This window comes from Streptomyces sp. NPDC029674, assembly GCF_044903205.1.
Classification (GTDB): domain Bacteria; phylum Actinomycetota; class Actinomycetes; order Streptomycetales; family Streptomycetaceae; genus Streptomyces.
Genome location: NZ_JBJDPY010000001.1, coordinates 576,785 through 599,739, shown reverse-complemented (window position 1 = coordinate 599,739; position 22,955 = coordinate 576,785). Strand labels below are relative to the sequence as shown.

The following is a 22,955-nucleotide window of genomic DNA, read 5'->3' as shown; positions in this document are numbered from 1 at the left end:
ACTCACACCCACGTCCGGGGGCGGAAACGGTTGGCCCGTTCCACCAGTTCGATCCTCTCCTCGCCACCCTGTGCGAGCCGGGCCAGTGTCCGGTACGAACGCTCCAGACCGAACCGGAGACCGCGCTCGTCCAGGTCGCTGCCGAGCAGTACGGTCCGCGCCCCGGCGGTGGCCGGTGGAGCGGAGACGTGACCAGGGTGCCTACCGGAGAGTACCCAGTCGAGCGCCGTCCCCAGAACCTCGGTCGACAGACGCTCCCTGCGCACCGCGTCGAGCCCGAACCCGGCGAGCGCCTCGATCTGGTCGGCGGCCGCCGTCAGGTCGTCCAGGAGAGCGGTGTCCGACGCGGCCGCCGTGTCCGGCGCCACCCGCTGCCGCAGCCGCGCCCGCACCGCCGCGACCCGGGCCGCGGTGAAGTGGATGGACGACTCCGGCACCGACTCCAGCGTGCGCACGGCGCCCACCCTGTCGCCGGCGGCGAGCTGCACCCTGGCCAGGCCGAACGCGGCGCTCACATAGCTCGGGTCGGTCGACCACACCAGGCGGTAGTACTCCGCGGCGTTGTCCAGCTGGCCGAGGACCTCCGCGCAGACGCCGAGCGCCAGCTTCGGCGCGGGCTCGCCGGGGAACGCGTCGTAGACCGCGTCGAAGGAGAGCGCCGCGCTCTCGAAGTCGCCGGTCGCCAGGGCCGCGACGCCCCGGTACCAGACCACCCGCCAGTCGTCCGGGTGCTGGAGCTCAAGCTCGGCCAGGGCCTGGGCGGCGGGCGCCAGTTCACCCATGGCGAGCCGGGCGCGCAGGCCGCGCAGCCGCAGCTCCAGGGAGTCGGCGGGCGCCGCGCCGAGCGCGGTGATCAGCTCGGCGGGCGCGGACGCGATGAGGCCGGCGAGGAACCCGGCGTTCGGGTCGTTCGGATCCACCAGGGGTACGGGCAGCGCGAGGGCCGTCGCGGTGGCGTCGAGGGCCCGCACGATGCCGGTGGCGCCGGCGCCCTCCGGCAGGGCCCTGCCGCTGTCCGGGCCGGTGGATTCGGCGCGGGCCCCCAGCCGCGACACCTCCCCGGTCAGCTCCGCGAACAGCTCCGTGTCCGGCACCTTCACCTCGGGCCCGAACAGCGTGGAGAGCGCGGGCCGCGGCCGCCCCGTCTGCAGCGCCACGACCTCCCGCAGCACGCCCGTGAGCTGCTCGGCCATCTCCTGCGCGGAGGCGAAGCGGCGGGCCGGGTCCGGGTCGGTGGCGCGGACCAGGAGGCGGTAGAAGGACTCGTACTTGCGGAACACCTCGATGTTGTCGGGGTCGGGCAGGGAGTCCACGAACACGTTCGTGTAGCCCTGGAAGTCGAAGGTCAGGACCGCGAGCGTGCGCGCCACCGTGTAGAGGTCGGAGGCCACCGAGGGCCCCGCCTCGGCGACTTCGGGGGCCTGGTAGCCGACCGTGCCGTAGATCGCGGACTCGTCGTCGTCCATCCTGCGGACCGCGCCCATGTCGATGACCTTGAGCTGGCCCTCGGTCTGGATGGCGTTGTCGACCTTGAAGTCGCAGTACAGGAGGTTCCGGCTGTGCAGATGGCCGAGGGCTTCGAGGGCCTCGATGCCGTACGCGCACGCCTGCTCGACCGGCAGCGGGTCCCGCCTGCCGTCCGGCGTGCGGCGGCCGTTGGCGATCTCCTTCAGGGACTTGCCGCCGACGTACTCCATGACGATGTAGCCGTCCATGGAGCCGGTGCGCTGGTCGAGGTGCTCGACGAAGTTGTAGATGCGGACGATGTTGGAGTGCTCGATCTCGGCGAGGAAGCGGCGCTCGGAGATCGCGGCGGCCATCGCGTCCTGGTCGCCCGTGTCGAGGAGACCCTTGAGGACCACCCAGCGGTCGGACACCGCGCGGTCGATGGCGAGGTAGACCCAGCCGAGGCCGCCGTGCGCCAGGCAGCCGACGACCTCGTACTGGCCGTGCACGATGTCGCCGGTGTTCAGCTTCGGCACGAAGGAGTACGGGTGGCCGCACTTGGTGCAGAACCCCTCCGTGCGGCCGGGCCGGTCCCCGCGCGCGCGGCCCACCGGCGCCCCGCAGTCCGAGCGCGAGCAGAATCGCTTCCGCTCGGGCACCTCGGGGTTCTTCTGCACCGCCTCGCGCGGGTCGGGGCGCGGCACGTCCGGCACGCTGACCAGGCCGACGCCGAGCCGCCCGCGGGACGAGGAGGACGAGGCCGCAGAGCCGGAGCTGCGCACCGACACCGAACGGGACGTCGAACCGCCCGACAGGGAACGCGAGAGCCGCCCCGAGACCGACCTGCGGGACGACTGCGAGCGGGACGAGCGCGAGGACGACCTCGAAGACGATCTCGAAGACGAGCGGGACGAGGAGCGGGCGCTGGAGCTGCCGCTGCCCCGCGACCCCTTGCCGCCGGCGGTGATGCCGGTCGGCGGCGACCCGACCATGCCGTTCGGAGCGACCACCGGGGCGAGCCCGCAGGCGTCGCAGTACAGCTCACCGCCGCCGAAGTCCTCGTAGCTGCCGGTGCATGCGGGCCGTTGGCACTGACGCTGGCTCACGATTCCCCCGTCCGGTCGGCGGGCCCGCCCTGCTGCGGGACCCTCGGCGCGAGCACTTCGGCGGCGGCCTGCTGATAGCGCAGGACCGCCTGCTCCGCCACGCGCAAATCGCAGGGCGCGCTCCACAGCATCCGGCGCGCCGCGTCGTACCGCTCGATGAGCAGCGGGTCCTCCGCGTGGCCGTGCCGGGCGACCTTCGCCTTGTACGCGTCGAGGCGGCCGCGCAGTTCGGCGCGGACCGCGAGCGGCGCCGTGACGGCGCCCAACGACTCGCGGGCGCGCAGCAGTTCGTCCTCGGCCTTGCGCTCCAGGGACTCCAGGAGGGGTGAGAGGCGGTGCCACTGGCCGTGCCTGCGGTACTCGGCGGCGGTCGCCAGCTGTTCCTGCAGGGCGGTCGGCGGGCCGCTGACGGCGGGCACTTCGGAGGCGGCGATCTTCGCGAGGACCTCGCCGCGCGCGGAGCGTGCCTCGGCGAGGGTGCGGTCCGCGCGGGACAGCACGTCGCGCAGCCTGCCGAGGCGGGCCTCCGCGTCCTGGCGGACGGTGAGCACCGCCTCGATCTCGCGGCGCACGTCCTCCAGGGCGCGGGCCTCGCGGTCGTAGCGGTCGGTCGCCGGGCGGCCGCCGCCGGGCGCCGAACTCCCCTGCGCGGGCCGCCAGAAGGCGAGCGGATCGGAGACCACCTGTTCGCGCAGCGCGGTCAGGCTGCGCGTGATGCGCTCCAGGTCGTCGCCCGAGGGGTGCTCCCCGGGCCGTACGCCCACGGAGTGCGCGAGCTGGCGGGTGCGGGACAGCTCGGCGGCGAGCAGGTCGATGCGGGCGGGCAGCGCGGACCACACGGCGTCGGCGGCGACGACCATGTCGAGGGAGTGCGCGTACAGGTCGTTCATCCGGGTCACGAGCTCTTCGAGCGTGAAGCGCTCGGTGAGCCTGGCGGGGCCGGTGATCGACGAGGACGCGCCGGACGAGGTGCCGCCCGCGACGGTCACGGACTCGCCGCGCAGCAGCTCGGTCAGCTCGGCGAGGTCGTCCCTGCTGGGCCAGCGCCTGCGCTCCCGCACCTCGTGCGCCGTGCGCAGGGCGCCCGCGTACGCGTCGAAGTAGGCCCAGAGCAGCGTGATCCGGCTCTCGGTGGCCGCCCAGCGCTCCTCGGTGACGCCGGTGAGCCGGGCGCCTTCGAGGAGGCGGCGGCCCGCGTGGTCCTGGAGGGCGAGGAGCGAGGTCTCGATCGCCTCGTGCTCGGCGTCGAGCCGCGCCAGCGCACGGTCCACCTCGTCCCGGTCCATCACCGGACCGGGGGGTCCCGTGACGCTCATCGATCACCTCTCCGCTGTGCGTGGCCTTGGCTCTTGGTAACTCGTCAGTCGTACCAGGTCGGTTGTCGGCTCCGGGTCAGTCCCGGTACTCGGGGGCCGGCGGGCCGGGCGACTTGCCGAGGCCGCCCTTGAGCCACTTGTCGTAGGACTTCTCCCAGCCGTGATCCTTGTCCTTGCGGTAGTCGTCGAGGACCTTGTTGACCCGGCGGACCAAGTCGTCCGAGCCCTTCTTCATCGCCACGCCGTAGTGCTCGGTGGTGAACGGCTCCTCGCCCTTGAGCTCGACCGTCGGGTCCTGCGCGGCCTGGCCCGCGGCGAGCGCGCTGTCGGTCACCACCGCGTCCACCTCGCCCAGTTGGAGCCTGACCAGACAGTCGAGCTGGTTGGGCACCGTGGTGGAGATGTCGGCACCGAAGCTCTCCTTCTTGAGCTCCTCCTCGGCGATGGAGCCCGCGGCCGAACAGATCTTCTTGCCCTTGAGCGACTCGTCGTAGCCGGTGATGTCCTCGGCTTTCCTCGGCGCGAGCACCTGCTGGCCCGTCTCGAAGTACCCGGTGGAGAAGTCGACGTCCTTCAGCCGGTCGCAGTTGATCGTCATCGTACGGACGACCATGTCGACCTGACCGCTCTGGATGGCCGGTATCCGCTGGTTGGTGGGGATGGCGCGGAAGACGATGGCGTCGCGGTCGCCGAAGATCTCCTCGGCGATCTCCCGCGCGAGGTCGATGTCGAAGCCTTCGAGCTTGCCGCCCGCCTTGTTCGGGTCGCGGTAGCCCCAGCGGTAGCTGTTCTGGTCGACGCCGACGATGAGCTTCTTGACCTTGCGGTTCTTGATGGCCTCTATCGTCGGGCCGTCCGCGCTCTCCGGGCGCAGGCTGCGGTCGTTGCAGTCGTCGGCGTCGGCCCGCACGGGCGCGGCCACGGTGGCGCCGGGGCCGCCGCGGTCCGCACTGCTGTCACCCCGGTCCGGAAGGGCCAGGACGAGCGAGCCCGCCAGGGTGCAGGCGAGGCCCATCGCGCCCACACCGCCCCAGCCGCGCAGCCTGGCCGTGCCGCGCAGCCCCGCCGTGCCGGGTCGTGTACGCATCCTCCGCGCGCCCCCTTCCACCTCTGGGCCCATCACCGGTACTCCGAAAGCCTGCGGCCGATGCCGAGCACGGCGCCCGCCGCGGCGATGACCGCGAGGACGGCGGCACCGACCGCGAGGCCGTCCATGGCGCCCCTGCCGTCCTTCGCCGCCTGCTTGAACTCGCGCTGCTCGTGCGCGAGCGCACGGTCCAGGGCCGCGTCCACGTTGTCGAAGCACTCGCCGGTCGGTTCGTCGTCCTTGGCGCCGATGACCTTGTCGAGCGCTCCCTTGTAGTCACCGGAGTCGTCGCTGGAGCGAGCCACTTTGTGGCGGTCCTTCCAGACGCCCACGTTCTTCGCGGCCTCGGCGACCGGGTTCCCGCCGGCGTCGTCGTCGGCGAGCTCGGCCGCCTTGCCGAGGAGACCGCTCTCGGCGCCGCCCAGCTGCTTCATCTGTGCGCGGTACGCGACGTCGAACTTGTCCTCCGTCTCGCCGTCCACCTCGGTGGTCTCGGCGCCGCGGCTGACCAGGGTGAGGTTCTCGTTGCCGCGGGCCTTCAGGGAGCTGATCCGGGCGTCGTTGAGGACGTTCAGGGACCGCACCCCGTCGTCGTACGACTCGTTGAGCCCCGCGCGCGCGACGGTGTGGCCGACGACGAGCCAGAGCAGTACGACGGTGGCGGCCGCGGTCGCGGCGAGCAGGCCCTGGTTGAACACCCGGTTCGTACGGCGGTAGTTGCGGCGCTGGGCCCAGCCGAGCGCGGCGAGGGCGAGGACGCCGAGGGCGATGGCGAACCAGGGGTACGGCTTGGCGCTGTCGTAGTCCGAGCTCAGCCGCTCGTTCTCCGCCTTGTAGAGCTTCTCGGCGGCCGGGAGCATCTGGGTCTGCATCTTGTCGTTCGCGTACCGCAGATAGGCGCCGCCCAGCGGGAGGCCCTGGCGGTTGTTGGCGCGGGCGCGCTCGATGAGGCCCGTGTACTCGGGGAGGAGCTTGTTCAGCTTGCCCACGGAGGTCGCGGCCGACGAGCCCGGGCCCGCGCTCGACGCGGCGGTCGCCAGCTTCTCGGAGGCCCTCTTGATGTCGCGCTCGTACCGTGCGCGGACGGCGGCGGGCTCCTGGCCGCCCGCGAGGAAGCCGCTGGACGCCGCGGTGTTGGCGTCCGCCAGCGAGCGGTAGATGGCGGCGGCGTCGGCGCTCAGCGGCTGGCTGCGGTGCAGCACGTCGTCCGCGGCGGCCGACCGCTCCGTCATCTGCCAGGTGGTGACCGCTCCGAACGCGACGACGAGCAGGGCCAGTACGGCACCGATGATGCGCAGCTTGCCCGGCTCCGTGGTCGCGGCGGCGCGGAGGCGGTCGACGCCCTCGGACCAGGCGGTGCGGCGGCGGGCGGGCGGTGCGGTGGCGGCGGCGGGCGGTGCGGGCGGCGTGCCCGGTGCCTGTGGCGGCACGCCCGGCACCTGCGGCGGCAGACCCGGTGCCGACGGCGGCACGGTGGGCATCGTCGGCGCGGGCGGGCCCGGCGGCACCGGGCCGCCGTTCGGCGGATGTGTCACCTTGACCTCGACCTCCCCCTCGGTCATCGGACGGTTGTCTCCGCCCGGCACGCGCGGAGCGGGAAGAAGTGCTCGGCCGCAAGTATTGCCGCAGGGACGGACATCCGCACAGGCCTTGACTCGATCTTGTGCGGATCCCTGCCGCGGAACCCCCCTGCCCTGGAACACGAGATTGAGGCGTGTTCGGTTCCCGCCCGCGTGCACGGCGCGGACGGAACGCACTCAGTGGCCGCTCGCGCCCCCCTCGTAATGCGTCCGCACGCGCGCGTGCACCTCGGTCGGGGCCCCCACCCGGTCGAGCCCCAGCAGCGCCGCGCCGAGCACGGGACGGGCGACGACCACCCGGGGCACCGCCTTGGGCGCCCGCACGGTCAGCAACTCACGCACCCGGTCGTCGAGTTGCGGATGGCGCGCGGCGAGGACACTGCCGCCGAGCAGCACCGGCGCCTCCTCGTCGAGCAGCCCGAGCCGCTCCAGGGCCACGGCCGCCATCGCCACGACCTCGTCGGCCATCCGGTCCACCAGCGACCGCGCCACGGCGTCCCCCGCCGCCGCGGTGGCGAACAGGACCGGTGTCAGCTCGTGCCGGCGCGCCGGGGCGACGCGCCCCAGGTGCAGGGCCTCGATCAGCGCGTACATGGACCCCAGGCCGAAGTGCGCGGGCAGCGTCTCGCGCAGCGCGGTCGCCGGGCCGCGGCCGTCCTCGGCGCGCGCCGCGTGCCACAGCGCCTCCTCGGCGAGTCCGCCGCCCCCGCCCCAGTCGCCGGAGATGCGGCCGATGGCGGGGAAGCGGGCGGTGCGCCCGTCCGGCAGCATGCCGACGCAGTTGATGCCCGCGCCGCACACCACGGCGACACCGCGCGGCTCGGCGTCCTCCAGGAGTCCGGCGCGCAGGACGGCGAAGGTGTCGTTGCGCACGTCGACGGAGGCACCCCACGCGCGTCGCCGCAGCGCCTCCGCCAACTCCCGCTCCTCCACGGGAAGATCGGCGTTCGCGAGACACGCGGACACGTGCCCCACGGCGTCGACGCCGGCCTCGGCGAACGCCCGCGTCACCGCGTCCGCGAGCACGTCCACCGCGGTCTCGACGCCCACCCGCGGCGGCTGGAACCCGCCGCCGCGCGCCGCGCCGACGATGCGCCCGTCGGCCGCGACCACCGCGACGTCGGTCTTGCTGTTGCCCGCGTCGATCGAGAGCACGCTCGTGCCTACGCCCACGCCAGGTGCTCCCGGTTGTGCGCGATCAGGCTGTCGGTGAGCTGCTCGGCGTACGCGTACTGGCCGACCAGCGGATGGGCGAGCAGCGCCTTGAAGACGCGCTCGCGGCCGCCGTGCAGCGCGGCCCGCAGGGCGAGGTCCTCGTACGCGGTGACGTTCGCGACGAGCCCCGCGTACAGCGGGTCGAGCTCCGGCACGGCGAGCGGCTTGGCACCCGTGCCGTCCACCGCCGCCTGCACCTCGATGACCGCGTCGTCCGGCAGGAACGGCAGCGTGCCGTTGTTGACGGTGTTGACCACCTGGTAGGGGCTGCCGCCGTTGCCGAGCAGCGACGCCGCGAGGTCGACGGCGGCCTCCGAGTAGAAGGCGCCGCCGCGCTTGGCGAGCAGCTCCGGCTTCTCGTCGAGCGCCGGGTCGCCGTACATCTCCAGCAACTGCTTCTCCATGGCCGCGACTTCGGCGGCGCGCGACGGCTTCGTCCGCAGCTCGTCGACCACGGCGTCGTGCCGGTAGTAGTAGCGCAGGTAGTACGAGGGGACGACGCCGAGCCGGTCGACGATCGCGCGCGGCATGCGCAGGTCCTCGGCGACCGCGTCCCCGTGCTCGGCGAGCAGCTCGGGCAGGATGTCGTCGCCGCCGGGACCCCCGAGACGTACGCCCGTCTCCCACGTCAGGTGGTTGAGCCCCACGTGGTCGAGGTGCACCTCGCCCGGCGCGACACCGAGCAGCTTCGCGAACTTCCGCTGGAATCCGATCGCCACGTTGCACAGGCCGACGGCCTTGTGCCCGGCCTGGAGCAGTGCGCGCGTGACGATGCCGACGGGGTTGGTGAAGTCGATGATCCAGGCGTTCGGGTTGGTCCTGCGCACCCGCTCGGCGATGTCGAGGACGACGGGCACCGTGCGCAGGGCCTTCGCCAGGCCGCCCGCGCCGGTGGTCTCCTGGCCGACGCAGCCGCACTCCAGGGGCCACGTCTCGTCCTGCTGACGTGCCGCCTGCCCGCCGACGCGCAGCTGGAGCAGCACGGCGTCGGCGTCCGCGACGCCCGCGTCCACGTCGGAGGTGGTGACGATGCGGCCCGGGTGCCCCTGCTTGGCGAAGATGCGCCGCGCGAGGCCGCCCACCAGCTCCAGACGGTCGGCCGCCGGGTCCACGAGGACGAGCTCCTCGATCGGCAGGGTGTCCCTCAACCGCGCGAATCCGTCGATGAGTTCGGGTGTGTAGGTCGACCCTCCGCCGACCACTGCGAGCTTCATATCGGTTCTCAGCCCTTTACTCCGGTGAGGGTGACGCCTTCGACGAAGGCCTTTTGTGCGAAGAAGAAAACGATGATGACGGGTGCCATGACGAGCAGGGTCGCGGCCATCGTCATGTTCCAGTTGACCGCGTGGGCGCTCTTGAACGATTCGAGGCCGTAGCTCAGTGTCCAGGCGCCGGGGTTCTGCGCGGCGTATATCTGCGGTCCGAAGTAGTCGTTCCAGCAGTAGAAGAACTGGAAGAGCGCGATGGCGGCGATGCCGGGCTTGGCCATCGGCACCACGATCTTCACCATGGTGCGGAATTCACCGCAGCCGTCGACCTTCGCCGACTCGATGTACTCCTTGGGAATGGTGAGCAGGAACTGCCGAAGGAGGAAGATCGAGTACGCGTCGCCGAACGCCATCGGAATGATGAGCGGCCACAGCGTGCCCGACAGGTGGAACTGCTGGGCCCACACCAGATACATCGGAATGACGATGACCTGCGGCGGCAGCATCATCGTCGAGATGACGAGCAGCATCGCCGTGCGCCGGCCGCGGAAGCGGAACTTCGCGAGCGCGTACGCCACGGGGATCGCCGAGCAGACGGTGAAGAGGGTGCCGAGTCCCGCGTACAGGAGCGAGTTGCGCCACCAGTCCAGGAAGCCCGGCGTCTCGAACACGGCCTTGTAGTTCGACCAGTGCCAGGAGTCGGGCCACAGGTCGCCGCTCATCGCCTGCGAGTCGCTCATCACCGACGTCAGGAAGACGAAGACGAACGGCAGGACGAACAGCAGCGCGACGGCTATGGCGACGCTGTGCACGGCGATCCAGTGCAGGATGCGCTTGCGGCGGGCGCGGGCGGCGGCGGGTCCCCGCCGCGGGCCGGTCCGTTCGACGGATGTCGATGCGGGCGCGCTGAGAGTCGTGGATGTCATCGAAAGCCTCAGTCCTCAGTTCTCAGTCCTCGGCCGCGAGCAGCCCGGAGCGCTTGCGCATCAGGAGCATCGTCACGGACATGGCGATGGCGAAGAGCACGAGGGAGAGCACGCACGCCGCACCGGTGTTGAAGTTCTGGAAGCCCATTTGGTAGACGAGCTGGGGGACCGTGAGGGTCGAATGGTCCGGGTAGCCCGGCTGGATGACCGACCCCGGCCCGATGTTGACGCCGGAGGCGACCTTCCCCGCGACCAGGGCCTGCGTGTAGTACTGCATGGTCTGCACGACGCCCGTGACCACCGCGAACATCACGATCGGCGTGATCGACGGCCACGTCACGTAGCGGAACTTGGCGAACGCCCCCGCGCCGTCCAGGTCGGCCGCCTCGTACTGCTCCTTCGGTACGTCGAGCAGCGCGGCCATGAAGATCACCATCAGGTCGCCGATGCCCCACAGGGAGAGCAGCACGAGTGAGGGCTTGGCGGTGTCCGGGTCGTTGAACCAGTTGGGCCCGGAGATGCCGACCGCGCCGAGGACCTCGTTCACCGGCCCCGTGCCCGGGTTCAGCAGGAAGACGAAGGCGACGGTGGCGGCCACCGGCGGCGCGAGATACGGAATATAGAAGGCGGTACGGAAGAACCCGACCCCCGTCTTGATCTTCGTGATCAGCAGCCCGAGCGAGAGCCCGAAGACCACCCGCAGCGCCACCATGATCACGACCAGCCAGAGGGTGTTCCACAGGGCGGGACCGAACAGGGGCATCTGCTCGAACACGTACTTCCAGTTCCGCAGCCCCACGAAGGTGGGCTCCTTGATCTGGTTGTAGTGCATGAACGAGAAGTAGACGGTGGCGATCAGCGGATACGCGAAGAAGACGCTGAAGCCGACCAGCCAGGGGGAGAGGAAACCGAGCGTGCGCAGTCTGCGGCGCGCGGGGTTGGAGAGGGTGATGGCCATGGCGGAGTCCTTAACCTCTTCAGCTCTTCAGCTCTTCGACTGGAGGGTGTCGGCGTCGATCTGCTCGTCGAGCTTCTTCAGCCCCTTGCGCAGATCGGGGACGCGCCCGGCCTCCACGGAGTACGCGAAGTCCATCAGCGAGACGACGTAGGCGCCGCCATTGACGGAGGGCGGCAGGGCCTTGCTGTGCTTGTTCTCCAGGATGTCGAAGAAGGCCCGGAAGGTCGGGTCCGCGTCCAGGTCGGGGGACTTGAGCGCCGCGAATGTGGAGGGCACATTGTGGATCGCGTTCGCGAAGCTCACGACCTGCTTCGTATCGGCGGTCAGGAACCGCACCAGCTCCCAGGCGGCGTTCTGGTGCTTGCTGCTGTGCGCGATGCCGGCGACGGTGCCGGTGATGAAACCGCGGCCGTACGTATCGGCCTGGTCGTCCGGGACGGGCAGCGGCGCGACGCCCCAATTGAACTTGGCCTTCGCCTCGTTCAGCATCAGCCCGCGCCACTCGCCGTCCAGAAGCATGGCGACTTTCCCGGTGAGGAAGGCGTTCTGACTGGACATCTCGTCACCGAAGGTGAGCCGGAACTTCTCCAGATCACGGAACCCGCCCTGCGCGGCCGCGAGTTCGCGGGTGGTCTTGAAGTAGTCGTACGTCGCGGGCTCCTCGGCGAGCCGCGAATCGCCCTCGCCGTCGAAATACTTCGGCCCCCACTGCGCGAAGAGCCGGTCCGGGCTGTTCTGGTAGAAGCGGAAGCTGGGCATGTACCCGACCCGCTTGTACGAGCCCTTGCCGTCGCTGCCGGCCCGCACGGTCAGTTTCTCGGCGGCCTTCTTGAACTCGGACATGGTGCGGGGCGCCCGCTTGATGCCGGCTTCGGCGTAGGCGTCCTTGTTGTAGTACATCCCGAAGGCGTCGGCGAGCAGCGGCAGGGCGCACTGGGTGCCCCGGTAACTGGTGTAGTCGATCAGCGTCTTGGGGAAGGTCTTGTGCTTGTCAAGACCCGTCTTCTTCATGAACGGGTCGAGGTCCGCCCACATCCCGGATTCGCAGTACTGGCCCACGTTGTTGGTGGTGAACGAGGACACCACGTCCGGGGCCTTGTCGCCGCCCGCGCGCAGGGCCTGGTTGACGGTCTCGTCGGAGACGTTCCCGGTGGCCTTCACGTCGATGTTCGGGTGCAGTTTCTCGAACCGGTCGATGCTGTCGTTGACGGCCTTGACCTCGCCGGGCGTCGACCAGCCGTGCCAGAACTTCAGGGTGACCGGCTTGGTCGGGTCGTCGTTCGCGCTGCCGACGCTCGGGTTGGCGCAGCCGGCGAGCAACAGACCGGCTGCGGCGAGCGCCGCGGACGCGCAGGTGGGCATGCGCCATCGCGGCATGGCGGACTTCCTTTGCAGGGAGGGGAGTTGGGGGCTGTCAGTGCTTGCCGGGAGCTCAGGCCGTGTCGAACACCTGGTCGCGGGCCTGGGTGAGGGCGGAGCGGAGGGCGCCGGTGAGGATCGGGTCGCCGTCGAGTTCGCTGATGCGGATCTCCGGGCGGGGCAGGGCGAGCCCCGTCAGCTCCTCCTCGACCTTGGCGCGCAGCTTGTCGCCGCCCGCCTGGGCCACGGAGCCGGAGAGCACGACGAGTTCGGGGTCCACGACGGCGACGACGGCGGCGATGCCGGTGGCGATGCGCCGCGCGACCTCGCCGAGCGCGTCATCGTCGGCCATGACGTCCGCCAACGAGGCGCCCTCGCCCCCGAGTTCCCGTACGACGTACGCGGAGACGAGACTCTCGAACCCCCCGTCACCACCACCGTTGCCCTCCGCGCCTCTCCGTACGAGCGGGGCGCCCGGCAGCGGCATGTAGCCGATCTCGCCCGCGCCGCCGGTCGCGCCGCGCAGCAGCGTGCCGCCGAGCACGATGGCGGCGCCGACGCCTTCGTCGAGCCAGGTCAGCACGTAGTTGTCGTAGTCCTGGGCGGCGCCCTCGTACTGCTCCGCGACGGCGGCCAGGTTCACGTCGTTCTCGATGTCGACGGGCGTGCCGAGGACGGCGGCGAGATCGTCGCGCAGCGTCCGCGAGTGCCAGCCCGGCAGGTGCGGGGCGTAGCGGAGCTGGCCGGTGTGCGGGTCGATGGCGCCGGGGGTGCCGATGACGGCGGCCCGCAGGTCCTCGTGACCGAGCGCCGCCTGCCGCAGGGCGCCGTCGACGGCCTCCGCGACCAGCTGGGCGGTGCGGTGGCGCACGTCCTCGGCGACGGCGTCGGCCTCCACGCGGGCCTGGCCCAGCACGTTGCCGGTGATGTCGGCGACGAGGGCGGTGATGCCGGTCGGGTCGGCGGACAGCGCGGCGACGTGCCCGGCGCGCGGGTCGATCTCGTACAGCTGGGCGTTGGGGCCCGGGCGTCCGCTGAGGCTGCCGGTGGTGTGCACGAGGCCGGCGGCTTCGAGCCGGCCCAGGAGCTGGGAGGTGGTGGGCTTCGACAGGCCGGTCAGTTCGCCGATGCGGGTGCGGGTGAGGGGGCCGTGGGCGACGAGGAGGTCGAGGACGGCTCGGTCGTTCATGGCGCGGAGGACGCGGGGCGTGCCTGGGGTACCCGGTGAGCCCGGGGTGCTGCCTGCTGCCATGACGCCCACCTGCCTGCCTGTCGGCCTTAACTGTTAGGAAACTTTCCAATTGGTGGGACCGTACGGCTGGCGTGAATAGGGCGTCAATAGTGGACGCCGTCGCGGCAACCAAGTCGTTACCTGTGGGCCTTCGGTGACTTCGGTGGGCCTGCGTCTTCGATGGTCACCGTGCGCCCCCCTCACGACACCAATACGCCCCGGCATGCGGGCCCGCTATGCCCCATTCCCCGCCCGGGTGGGCATGCGCGACAGGCGCGCGGGGCGTGGCAGGGGGGCGCGCGCCGACCTGATTCGCAACTTTCCCAAAGTAGGTCCCCGACCGGGCCAGCCACACGAGAGCACACGAAAGACCGCGCCCCGACCATGCCCCGCACTCACGATGGACCGGTCCGCACGCGGCGGCGAGAGCCGATGAGCCGAGCGGAGAGGCCGGGCGGGTGACCGAGCCCAGACCGTGACGGGCACCCACGTTGGGCCGGGCCGCACCCGGCGGCGAGAGGGGATGACCCGAGCGGCGAAGCCGGGGGCGGTGCCTCGACGGTGACGGGGACTCACGTTGGGCCGGTCCGCACCCGGCAGTGAAAGGGGATGGCCCGAGCAGAGGAGTCCGTCGCCCCACCCCTGGCCGTCCGGGTCAAAGTCAACCTGCGGTGGAGGGACGGCAGTCAAGGGTGGAGCGGAGCGGAATCGGCGGAGCCGACGCGACGTAGGAGCGCCCTTTACTGGTGGCCCGGAGGCGCCACACTCCGCTAAAAGCCGGGCGGCCCCGGTGACCGTCGAAGGCTCAGGCCCACCGAAGTCGCCGACCGGTTTACTTCGACAGGTTCGGCGGAGGCGGCGGTATCGGGGAGGCCGCCAGGGACTGGGGGGACGTTGCGGAGGCGTAGGCGGAGGGGGCCGCGACGGCGGCGGACGGGTCGGGGGTGCCGTCCTCGGGTATCGCCAGCGGCAGGCCGCCCACGATGCGGATGCCCGCCTCGTCGAACGCCTGCTTGATGCGCCAGCGCAGCTCCCGCTCGACCCCCAGGGACTGCCCCGGCATCGTCTTGGCCGAGACGCGGACGACCATCGAGTCGAGGAGGACGCTGTCCAGGCCGAGGACCTCCACGGGGCCCCACAGCTTCTCGTTCCAGGGCTCGTCCTTCGCCATGGTCTCGCCGACCTCCGCCAGCGTCGCCTTCACCTTGTCGAGGTCCTCGTCCGGGCGGACCGTCACGTCGACGCCCGCCGTGGACCAGCCCTGGGAGAGGTTGCCGATGCGCTTGACCTCGCCGTTGCGGACGTACCAGATCTCGCCGTTGTCGCCGCGCAGCTTCGTGACGCGCAGGCCGACCTCGATCACCTCTCCGGAGGCCACGCCCGCGTCGATCGAGTCGCCCACGCCGTACTGGTCCTCGAGGATCATGAAGACGCCGGAGAGGAAGTCCGTCACGAGGTTGCGCGCGCCGAAGCCGATCGCGACGCCCGCCACACCGGCGGAGGCCAGCAGCGGCGCCAGGTTGATCTCGAACGTGCTGAGGACCATCAGCCCGGCCGTGCCGAGGATCAGGAACGAGGCGACCGAGCGCAGCACCGAGCCGATCGCCTGCGAGCGCTGGCGGCGGCGCTCCACGTTGACCAGGAGGCCGCCGAGCGCCGTGCCGTCCACGGCCTGCGCCGTGCGGTTCATGCGGTCTATCAGCTTGGTGATGGCGCGGCGCACCAGGACGCGCAGGACGACGGCGATCGTGACGATGAGCACGATGCGCAGACCGATGCCGAGCCACGTGGACCAGTTCTGCTCGACCCAGCTGGCCGCGTTCGTGGCGCTCTCCTGGGCGTCCTCGAACGTGGGCGGCTTGGTCGTTGGCGTGTCGTCCGGGTCCGTTCCGGCTGTCGACAGGACGGACAAGAACACGGCGGGTACCTCCAGGTATCGCGGCCTGCCCGGCGCACGGAGAACCGCCATCGAAGCGGAACCGGCGGAGTGGGGGGAGCCGGGCAGACACACCACACTAACGGGGCATCGTGTGTGGATCGTTGTCATGTTCGAGGGAGAGACGGTGCTCACTCGGGAAGAACCAGGGAGGAGAAGAGAGAGACGTCCGGCGCGTCCGCTGTGGTCGAAAACACTTCAAGGCCGTTACGAGTACATGCTGGCGCTTCGACCAGGCATGAGGGGAGACTGGCTTGCAGATCGTCCCGGCGCGAGCCACGCGCCGCCGGCGTACAAGGAGGCATCCGTGCCGCATGTCCTGGTCCTCAACGCGTCGTACGAGCCCCTCGGCGTCGTACCGCTCCGCCGCGCGCTCGTCCTCGTCCTGGAGAACAAGGCTCTCTGCCTCGAGGAATCCGGCGCCTTCATGCACAGCGCAACGCGCACCGTCCCCGCACCCAGCGTGGTCCGCCTCAAGCGGTTCGTCCGGGTCCCTTACAGGGGGCCCGTTCCTCTGACCAGGCGGGCGCTCTTCGCCCGCGACGGCGGTCGGTGCATGTACTGCGGTGGCGTCGCAACCAGCGTCGACCACGTCATTCCGAAGAGCCGAGGCGGCCAGCACGCCTGGGACAACGTGGTGGCTTCCTGCCGCCGCTGCAACCACGTCAAGGCCGACCGGCATCTCATGGAGCTCGGCTGGCGGCTGCGGCACAAACCCGCGCCGCCCTCGGGCCTCGCGTGGCGCATCATCGGGACCGGACATAGGGATCCGCGCTGGCTGCCGTACTTGCAGCCGTTCGGCGCGGACGACGCGATGGCTCGGATCGACGGCATTTCCGCCTAGCAATCGATCCGGGCCTTTGCTGTGTTTCCGGAGGCGTACGCAGCGTCGTCAGTCGTCGGCGACCGCGTACGCCTCCACGGACCACAGCGAGTAGCCGAAGCGCGTCGCCCGCTTGTCGCCCTGCACGCGGATGTAGCGGGTGCCGGGCGCGTCCATGCGGACCGCCTCACGGCCGCCCTTGCCGTCCCGCACGGTCGCCGCCGTGCGCCAGGTCCGGCCGTCGGCGGAGGTCTGCACGCGGTAGCCCGCCGCGTACGCGTCCTGCCAGCGCAGCACGACCTGGCCGAGCCTGACCGGCTCCGCGAGCTCCACCTGCCACCACGCGCCGTCCTCCGCAGGGGACGACCAGCGGGTCTCCGGGTCGCCGTCGACGGCGCCCGACGCGGGGAAGTCCTTCGTCTCGTCGCCCGACGACGACGCCTTCGCGCCGCGCGCCAGGTCGGGACCGGCGGTGCGGGGGAAGGCGCGGACCGAGACCGTGCGGGTCTCGCCGCCGAAGGCCAGCTCGACCTCGTACGTTCCCGCGCGCGTGCCCGCAGGGACCGTGATGTCGACCGGCACGTCGACCTCCGTGCCGCGCGGCAGGGTGGATCTTTCGGGGACCTTCACCGCGATGCCCTTGGGAGCCTTCGCGCGGAGCCGTCCGCTGACGTCGCCGGGGCGCAGCGAGAGCAGCTTGGCGGAGAGCCGCAGCGGGCCGCCGCCGATCTCCGCGTCGGCCTCGGCGCGGGACAGCGAGAAGCGGGCGGCGGGGGTGTCGGCGTACCAGGGGACGAGGTGGCGGACGGTGCCGTCGGCGGCCACGGCCCGGACGGCGTCGGCGCGCACGCCCGCGCCCGTTCCGCCGCCCTCGCCCTTCGTGAGGTCGAGCTCGGTGAAGCCGCTCTTCGACAGGGCGCCGATCCGCTGCCAGCCCTTGCCGGGGATGTGGGCCTCGACGGTGCCGTTCGTGCCGGGATCGGTCAGGGCCGTCACGGCGGCGAGCGTGCGGTTCCGGCCGAGCCGGGCGGCCGCGCCGTCCGAGGCCCCCTTGCCCGAGGTCCCCGCCCATGTCGCGTACGCCTTCTGCGCGCGCGCCAGGAACGGGTCCAGTACGCCTTCGCCGACGGTGACGCCGCTGTGCCCCAGCTCCTTGCGGAGCTTCGTCAGGGCGCGCGAGCCGCGCCAGGCCGCCGCGCCGTCGCCGGCGGACTGGGCGGTCAGCAGGTCGACCGCGGTCTCACCCGCCTTGCCGTAGCGGGCCAACTGCTCGATCCAGGGGCGCACCTCGTCGTCGAGCGCGCTGTCGGCGAGGCGTTCGGGCGCCTCCCGCATCACGGTGAAGGCGGCGCGCAGGCTCTTCGCGGCACGCGCGTTCCGCGCCCGGTCCGTCGTCGTACGGGCGCGCCAGAACTCGCTCATGAGCGGCCGCAGGTACGCCGACTCGTCGGCGCCCAGCACGGACGAGGCGTCGTTGCCCGCGAGGGCCCGCAGCGCGCCCCGCGCCTTCGCGTCGCCGCCCGCGAGGTCGTCGATGGCGGCGAGCCAGGACTCGTGGGGGCGGTAGGCGCGCGGGTTCCACGCGTAGTCGGCGGCGGTGAAGAGGGGGATGCGGGAGGCGGACGGCTGCTCCATGGCGTTGCCGAGGAGGGCGGCCGAACCGGTGGCGACGGCGGGTTCGCGGCCGGTGTAGGGGCCGAGGAAGATACGGTCCTGCGCGAAGTCGTTGACGGGGTAGTTGTCCATCGTGACCAGCGGGTGCGCGCCGAACGCCTCGCGGGCGCCCGTCAGTTCGCGCCCGGTGATGGTCCGGGGCACCACGCCGACGCCCGTCCAGGCCACCTCGACGCGCTGGTCCAGGGCGCGGGAGAGGGCCGCGCGGTACTCGGTCGTCCCCTTCTGGAAGTACTCCGTCGGCATCAGGGAGAGCGGCTTCGCGCCCGGGTGGCGCGCGGCGAGGTGCGCGGCGACCGCGTTGGCGACCCGCGCCTGCGCCTTCGCGGCGGCCTCCGGGCCCGACCCGAAGGTCTCGGAGTCCTGCTCGCAGTGCCACTCGCTGTAGCTGACGTTCTGGAACTGCAGCTGGAAGGCGCGCACCCCGAGGGCCCACATGGCGTCGATCTTGCGGGTGAGGTCCTTGACGTCGCGGTCGGACGACAGGCACATCGCCTGGCCCGGCGAGACGGCCCAGGCGAGCGTGACGTGGTTGGCGCGGGCGCGCTCCGCCAGGGCGCGGAAGTCGGCCCGCTGGTCCGCCGGGTAGGGCTCGCGCCAGCGTGCCTGGCGGTAGAGGTCGTCGCCGGGGGCGTAGAGGTACCGGTTCTGCTTGGTGCGGCCCATGAAGTCGAGCTGCGCGAGGCGCTGCTCGCGGGTCCAGGGCGTGCCGTAGAACCCCTCGGTCATGCCGCGCACGGCAGTGCCGGGCCAGTCCCTGATCCGTACGCCGGGGACGAGGCGGGTGCCGTTCGCGCCGCCGGTGATCTGCCGCAGGGTCTGCACGCCGTGGAAGAGGCCGTCCTCGCCGGCTCCGGCGAGGGCGATGGTGTCCCTGCCGTCGACGCGGCCGACAGCCAGCCGGTAGCCGCCCGCCGGCAGGTCGCCGCGCTCGCGGGCGCCGAGGGAGCGCAGCGCCCGGTCGGCGCCGGTGCCGCCGGCCCGGACGACGAGGGTGCCGCCCGCGGGCAGCGGGTCGCCGTCGCGCGCCTCGGTGATCCGCCGGGCGCCCGCGTCGCGGAGGAGGGCGCGGAGGGCTTCCAGGGCGTACGGGTCGGAGTCGGCGCCGTCCGCGGTGACGAGTACGACGTCGTCGCCGACGGTGACGGTGGTTCCGGCGGCACTCATCGACTGGGGGCGCGGCCAGACGGACGGAAGGCCGGAGTCGCTCTTGCGGCCGGCCTTGGCGTCGTCGTCGGGGGAGGTGGCGGGGACGCCGGGCCGGCCGGGTGCTCCGGGGGCCGCGAGGGCGCCCGGCGCGCCGCCGAGCGTGCCCGCGATCACGGCGACCGCGATGGCGGCCGCGCCCTTCCTGCGCCGCAACTGCACGGCCCTCGCCCCTGTCCTCGTCCCCGGGGTCCCGGCGGGGTCCCCTGTGCCACATGTGGCAGTGAGCCCACCACTGAGGCGGCTGGGGTGTCAACGGGGACAGGTACCGGGCGGGGGATTCTTCGCGGAACCCGCCCGATTTCCGGCAACGGTGACTAGTGGGGGCCGAGGGCGGACATCTTCCCGGGAGAAGGCGGGCCGGAGCCTGTTCTTCCGGGGCGGGGCGTGCCTCGGGGAACAACTTCCGTGCCGGGAAAGGGATGTGACCAGGGTCACGTTGTGGCAACGTATACGTCTGCGAGCCCGCGCACTGGGTAGGGCTGCCGAGACCTGCCCCCTGAAAAGGAGCTCCCACGTGGCCGCTTCCGCAAATCTCCTGCTGTCCGCGCTCTCCAAACAGGTCTCCCACCCCGACTCGGGCCTCGACGGCTCCTTCTCCTGCGGCTGCATCGAGCCGCCCCTCACCAGCGAGCCCCCGCTCGCCGACGCCGCGCCGCTGACCAGCGAACCGCCCCTCGCCGACGCCGCGCCGCTGACCAGCGAGCCCACAGCCACCGGCATGGCCTCGGGCCTGGACTCCATGGCGGTCTGATGCCCCTTTCCCGGCTGGCCGCTTCGTACGGCGTGGCCACCTCCTACTCCCCGTCCCCCGGGCGCACCATCCCGGCCGCCGACGCCGCGGTGATCGCCGCCCTGGCCGCCCTGGGTGTGGACGCGAGCACCCCGGAAGCGGCCGCGGCCGCACTGGCCGCGCGCGAGGCGGAACTGTCGGCGCGACCGGTGCCGCCGACGGTGGTGCTGTGGGCGGACGGACCCCTGCCCCCACCCCTCGCGGCGCTGCCGCAGGGGTCGCGGGTGGGGGTGGAGCTGGAGGAGGGCGGCACGGTCGAGTGGACCGCTCCCGGCACGGAGAGGAGCGAAGGCCCCGAGCCCCTGCCCCTCGGCGTGCACCGGCTCCGCGTGCGCACCCCCGACGGTCGGCACGCCGAAGCGCACCTCGTCGTCGCGCCGCGGCGGATCAGGACTCCCGGGCGGCGCACGCACGGGCTCCTCGTCCAGCTCTACTCCCTGCTGTCCCGTCGCTCGTGGGGCATGGGTGACCTCGGAGACCTGGGGGAGCTCGCCGCGTGGGCCGGGCGCGTCCTCGGCACGGGCTTCGTCCAGGTCAATCCGCTGCACGCGGCCGTGCCGAGCCCTCCGGAGGGGCCGGGCGGCGATCCCTCCCCGTACCGGCCCTCGTCCCGTCGTTTCCCCGATCCCGTGCACCTGCGGGTCGAGGCGGTACCGGAGTTCGCGTATCTGCGGGGGGAGGCGCGGGAGCGGGCCGAGGAGCTGTGCCGGAAGGCCGGCCGGCTGCGGGAAGGGGTCCTCGGACAGGACGAGCTGATCGACCGTGACGCCGTCTGGGCGCTCAAGCGGGCAGCTCTCGAACTGCTGCACGACGTCCCGCTCGGTCCCGGCCGCCGCGCCGCCTACAACGCCTTCCTCGCCGAACAGGGCCCCGCCCTGGAGGACCACGCCACCTGGTCGGCGCTGGCCGAGATCCACGGCCCCGACTGGCACTCCTGGCCCGCGGAGCTGCGCGACCCGGACTCGCCGGGCACGGCCCGCGCCCGCCGTGAGGCGATGGACCGCGTCGACTTCCACAGCCGCCTCGCCTGGCTCACCGACAGTCAGCTGGGCGCCGCCCAGCGCGCCGCCCGCGAGGCCGGCATGGACATCGGCCTCGTGCACGACCTCGCGGTGGGCGTGCATCCGGGCGGCGCCGACGCCTGGGCGCAGCAGCGGTACTTCGCCCCGGGCATGTCGGTCGGCGCCCCGCCGGACGCCTTCAACGCGCGCGGCCAGGACTGGGGCCTGCCGCCCTGGCGCCCCGACCGCCTCGCCGAGTCCGGCTATGCGCCCTACCGTGCCCTCCTGCGCGGCCTGCTCCGGAACGCGGGCGCGCTCCGCATCGACCACGTCATGGGCCTGTTCCGCCTCTGGTGGGTCCCGGAGGGCCGCGAGCCCACCGAGGGGACGTACGTGCGGTACGACGCCGAGGCGATGCTCGCCGTCCTCGCCCTGGAGGCGCACCGCGCGGACGCCCTCGTCATCGGCGAGGACCTCGGCACGGTGGAGCCGGGCGTCCGCGAGACCCTGCGCGAGCACGGCGTGCTCGGCACCTCGGTGCTCTGGTTCGAGCGGGACTGGGAGGGCACCGGCCGCCCGCTGCCCGCCGACGCCTGGCGCGCCGACTGCGTGGCCACCGCCACCACGCACGACCTGCCGCCGACCGCCGCCCGTCTGACGGGGGAGCATGTCCGACTCCGCCACGACCTGGGCCTGTTGACCCGCCCCCTTGCGCAGGAGCAGGCCGAGGCCCGCCGGGACGTGCGCGAGTGGCTCGGGCTGCTCTGCCGGCTCGGCATGCTGCCCGGCGGCGCCGGCTGCGAGGAGGACGAGATCCGTGCCGTGCACCGGTTCCTCCTGGCCACCCCGGCCCGCATGATCGGCATCTGGCTCCCGGACGCGGTCGGCGACCGCAGGCCGCAGAACCTGCCCGGCACCTGGGACCAGTACCCCAACTGGCGCCTGCCCGTCGCCGACGCCACCGGACACCCCGTCACCCTGGAGCAACTCGCCGCCTCACCCCGTCTGCACGCCCTCATGGCGGTCTTCCGCGAGGAGGAGGGCCGGGGGAGCGGGCGGGGCGGAAGCCCTCGTACGGCACCCCCGGGCGCGCACCCCGTTTAGGAGTTCGCTACGTTGGCACCGTGGACAAGAAGAACGCACTGCGCGCCGGCGCCCTGGCCTCCGGCACGACGCTGATGATGCTGCTCATGTCGTCCCCCGCCCTCGCGGCCGTGCGCGACGACGGTGACGACCCGGGCCCCGGCCTGAGCGTCATCGACACGCTCGGCCTGTACGTCGCCGCGCCCATCGTGCTGTTCCTGGTGATCGCGGGTCTCGTGATGGTCGGCGACAAGTCCCGCAAGCAGCAGAAGCAGGGCTGACCCGCAGCTTCCGGGCTCTTTACGCCGAGGGCGCCTTCCGGCGACGTACTACAGACGTCGCCGGAAGGCGCCCTCGGCGTGCTCACGGCCGTTCGGCCGTCAGATAGCGCTGGAGCGTCGGCGCCAGCCACTCCGTGATCTCCTCGCGCGTCAGCGCCGCCGCCGGCGGGAACCGCAGGACGTACCGCGTCATGGCGAGACCCAGCACCTGCGCGGCACAGAGCGCCGCCCGCGTCGGCGCCTCGGCCGGGTCGGGGCAGACCTGGCGCGCGACCGGCAGCAGCTGCTCCCCGAAGATGGTCCGCATGCGCTCGGCGCCCGCCTCGTTGGTGATGCCCACGCGCAGCAGCGCGGTGAGCACCTCGTCGCCCTCCCAGATGGTGAGGAAGTGCGTCACGAGCACCCTTCCCACGTCCTCCCTGGGCACCGGCGTGAAGTCCGGCAGCCGCAGGTCGACCGAGGTGGCGGCGGCGAAGAGGCCCTCCTTGTTGCCGTAGTAGCGCATCACCATGGAGGGGTCGATGCGGGCGTCCTTGGCGATGGCGCGGATCGTCGCGCGTTCGTACCCGTCCGCGGCGAAGCGTTCGCGGGCCGCCGCGAGGATGCCGGCACGGGTCGCGTCGGAGCGGCGGGCAGCGGTGGTTTCGGTCATGCCAACAAACGTAGGCCAACAAGCGTTGACAGTCCATGGGCGCGGTCGTACGTTGGCCAACAAGCGTTGACCAA

General features: G+C 72.2%; 17 protein-coding genes. 4 read left to right on the top strand and 13 right to left on the bottom strand.

The window, feature by feature from the left end:
* Positions 1 to 2: 2 nt before the first annotated feature.
* The 11 genes from ACI2L3_RS02590 to ACI2L3_RS02540 all read right to left on the bottom strand — a co-directional run bounded on the left by ACI2L3_RS02590 (position 3) and on the right by ACI2L3_RS02540 (position 15,401).
* The gene (locus ACI2L3_RS02590) at positions 3 to 2,552 is read right to left on the bottom strand and encodes a tetratricopeptide repeat protein (RefSeq protein WP_404750445.1); all 2,550 of its coding nucleotides are present in this window, start codon (positions 2,550 to 2,552) and stop codon (positions 3 to 5) included.
* Positions 2,549 to 3,868, bottom strand: a complete 1,320-nt coding sequence (locus ACI2L3_RS02585; protein ID WP_404750444.1) for a hypothetical protein — start codon at positions 3,866 to 3,868, stop codon at positions 2,549 to 2,551. Before ACI2L3_RS02585 ends, ACI2L3_RS02590 begins: the two co-directional genes overlap by 4 nt.
* A 76-nt stretch (positions 3,869 to 3,944) precedes the next feature.
* Positions 3,945 to 4,955, bottom strand: a complete 1,011-nt coding sequence (locus tag ACI2L3_RS02580) for a glutamate ABC transporter substrate-binding protein (RefSeq protein ID WP_404750443.1) — start codon at positions 4,953 to 4,955, stop codon at positions 3,945 to 3,947.
* A gap of 32 nt (positions 4,956 to 4,987) precedes the next feature.
* Positions 4,988 to 6,517: a hypothetical protein gene (locus tag ACI2L3_RS02575; protein WP_404750442.1), complete on the bottom strand. Its 1,530-nt coding sequence runs from the start codon at positions 6,515 to 6,517 to the stop codon at positions 4,988 to 4,990.
* A 195-nt stretch (positions 6,518 to 6,712) separates the two neighbouring features.
* Positions 6,713 to 7,708, bottom strand: a complete 996-nt coding sequence (locus ACI2L3_RS02570; RefSeq protein ID WP_404750441.1) for an N-acetylglucosamine kinase — start codon at positions 7,706 to 7,708, stop codon at positions 6,713 to 6,715.
* Positions 7,699 to 8,964 carry a 6-phospho-beta-glucosidase gene (locus tag ACI2L3_RS02565; RefSeq protein ID WP_404750440.1) on the bottom strand — a complete coding sequence of 422 codons (1,266 nt, stop codon included), beginning with the start codon at positions 8,962 to 8,964 and terminating at the stop codon, positions 7,699 to 7,701. The genes ACI2L3_RS02570 and ACI2L3_RS02565 overlap by 10 nt, the downstream gene beginning before the upstream one ends.
* A gap of 8 nt (positions 8,965 to 8,972) precedes the next feature.
* Entirely contained in the window at positions 8,973 to 9,884 is a 912-nt protein-coding gene (locus tag ACI2L3_RS02560; protein ID WP_404750439.1) for a carbohydrate ABC transporter permease, read from the bottom strand.
* A 22-nt stretch (positions 9,885 to 9,906) separates the two neighbouring features.
* The gene (locus ACI2L3_RS02555) at positions 9,907 to 10,842 is read right to left on the bottom strand and encodes a carbohydrate ABC transporter permease (protein ID WP_404750438.1); all 936 of its coding nucleotides are present in this window, start codon (positions 10,840 to 10,842) and stop codon (positions 9,907 to 9,909) included.
* A gap of 27 nt (positions 10,843 to 10,869) precedes the next feature.
* Positions 10,870 to 12,219 carry an extracellular solute-binding protein gene (locus tag ACI2L3_RS02550; RefSeq protein WP_404750437.1) on the bottom strand — a complete coding sequence of 450 codons (1,350 nt, stop codon included), beginning with the start codon at positions 12,217 to 12,219 and terminating at the stop codon, positions 10,870 to 10,872.
* A gap of 55 nt (positions 12,220 to 12,274) precedes the next feature.
* On the bottom strand, positions 12,275 to 13,453 hold the full coding sequence (locus ACI2L3_RS02545; protein ID WP_404750436.1) for an ROK family protein: 1,179 nt from the start codon (positions 13,451 to 13,453) through the stop codon (positions 12,275 to 12,277).
* Positions 13,454 to 14,264: 811 nt separating this feature from the next.
* Positions 14,265 to 15,401 carry a mechanosensitive ion channel family protein gene (locus tag ACI2L3_RS02540; protein WP_404750435.1) on the bottom strand — a complete coding sequence of 379 codons (1,137 nt, stop codon included), beginning with the start codon at positions 15,399 to 15,401 and terminating at the stop codon, positions 14,265 to 14,267.
* A 274-nt stretch (positions 15,402 to 15,675) separates the two neighbouring features.
* Between ACI2L3_RS02540 and ACI2L3_RS02535 the strand changes: the two genes are divergently transcribed.
* Positions 15,676 to 16,212, top strand: a complete 537-nt coding sequence (locus ACI2L3_RS02535) for an HNH endonuclease (protein WP_150184145.1) — start codon at positions 15,676 to 15,678, stop codon at positions 16,210 to 16,212.
* Positions 16,213 to 16,260: 48 nt separating this feature from the next.
* On the opposite strand, the gene ACI2L3_RS02530 is transcribed toward ACI2L3_RS02535, so the two are convergent.
* Positions 16,261 to 19,233 (bottom strand): beta-N-acetylglucosaminidase domain-containing protein, encoded by a 2,973-nt coding sequence (locus ACI2L3_RS02530; protein ID WP_404750434.1) that lies wholly within the window; start codon positions 19,231 to 19,233, stop codon positions 16,261 to 16,263.
* Positions 19,234 to 19,588: 355 nt separating this feature from the next.
* Here ACI2L3_RS02530 and ACI2L3_RS02525 point away from each other — a divergent pair, with 355 nt between their 5' ends.
* From ACI2L3_RS02525 to ACI2L3_RS02515, 3 genes are read left to right on the top strand one after another with little or no spacing between them, the layout of a single operon-like run.
* Positions 19,589 to 19,825: a hypothetical protein gene (locus ACI2L3_RS02525; protein ID WP_404750433.1), complete on the top strand. Its 237-nt coding sequence runs from the start codon at positions 19,589 to 19,591 to the stop codon at positions 19,823 to 19,825.
* Positions 19,825 to 21,969, top strand: coding sequence for a 4-alpha-glucanotransferase (malQ, locus tag ACI2L3_RS02520; RefSeq protein ID WP_404750432.1), 2,145 nt, complete (start codon positions 19,825 to 19,827; stop codon positions 21,967 to 21,969). Before ACI2L3_RS02525 ends, malQ begins: the two co-directional genes overlap by 1 nt.
* A 20-nt stretch (positions 21,970 to 21,989) precedes the next feature.
* Positions 21,990 to 22,229 carry a hypothetical protein gene (locus ACI2L3_RS02515; RefSeq protein WP_150167792.1) on the top strand — a complete coding sequence of 80 codons (240 nt, stop codon included), beginning with the start codon at positions 21,990 to 21,992 and terminating at the stop codon, positions 22,227 to 22,229.
* Between the two features lie 82 nt (positions 22,230 to 22,311).
* On the opposite strand, the gene ACI2L3_RS02510 is transcribed toward ACI2L3_RS02515, so the two are convergent.
* Positions 22,312 to 22,881: a TetR family transcriptional regulator gene (locus ACI2L3_RS02510; protein WP_404750431.1), complete on the bottom strand. Its 570-nt coding sequence runs from the start codon at positions 22,879 to 22,881 to the stop codon at positions 22,312 to 22,314.
* Positions 22,882 to 22,955: the final 74 nt, after the last annotated feature.

Coding starts and splice junctions, on each gene's coding strand:
- ACI2L3_RS02565 (WP_404750440.1), bottom strand. CDS start 8,964: ATGAAGCTCGCAGTGGTCGGCGGAGGGTCGACCTACACACCCGAACTC.
- ACI2L3_RS02545 (WP_404750436.1), bottom strand. CDS start 13,453: ATGGCAGCAGGCAGCACCCCGGGCTCACCGGGTACCCCAGGCACGCCC.
- ACI2L3_RS02550 (WP_404750437.1), bottom strand. CDS start 12,219: ATGCCGCGATGGCGCATGCCCACCTGCGCGTCCGCGGCGCTCGCCGCA.
- ACI2L3_RS02555 (WP_404750438.1), bottom strand. CDS start 10,842: ATGGCCATCACCCTCTCCAACCCCGCGCGCCGCAGACTGCGCACGCTC.
- ACI2L3_RS02585 (WP_404750444.1), bottom strand. CDS start 3,868: ATGAGCGTCACGGGACCCCCCGGTCCGGTGATGGACCGGGACGAGGTG.
- ACI2L3_RS02580 (WP_404750443.1), bottom strand. CDS start 4,955: ATGCGTACACGACCCGGCACGGCGGGGCTGCGCGGCACGGCCAGGCTG.
- ACI2L3_RS02510 (WP_404750431.1), bottom strand. CDS start 22,881: ATGACCGAAACCACCGCTGCCCGCCGCTCCGACGCGACCCGTGCCGGC.
- ACI2L3_RS02575 (WP_404750442.1), bottom strand. CDS start 6,517: ATGACCGAGGGGGAGGTCGAGGTCAAGGTGACACATCCGCCGAACGGC.
- ACI2L3_RS02560 (WP_404750439.1), bottom strand. CDS start 9,884: ATGACATCCACGACTCTCAGCGCGCCCGCATCGACATCCGTCGAACGG.
- ACI2L3_RS02540 (WP_404750435.1), bottom strand. CDS start 15,401: ATGGCGGTTCTCCGTGCGCCGGGCAGGCCGCGATACCTGGAGGTACCC.
- malQ (WP_404750432.1), top strand. CDS start 19,825: ATGCCCCTTTCCCGGCTGGCCGCTTCGTACGGCGTGGCCACCTCCTAC.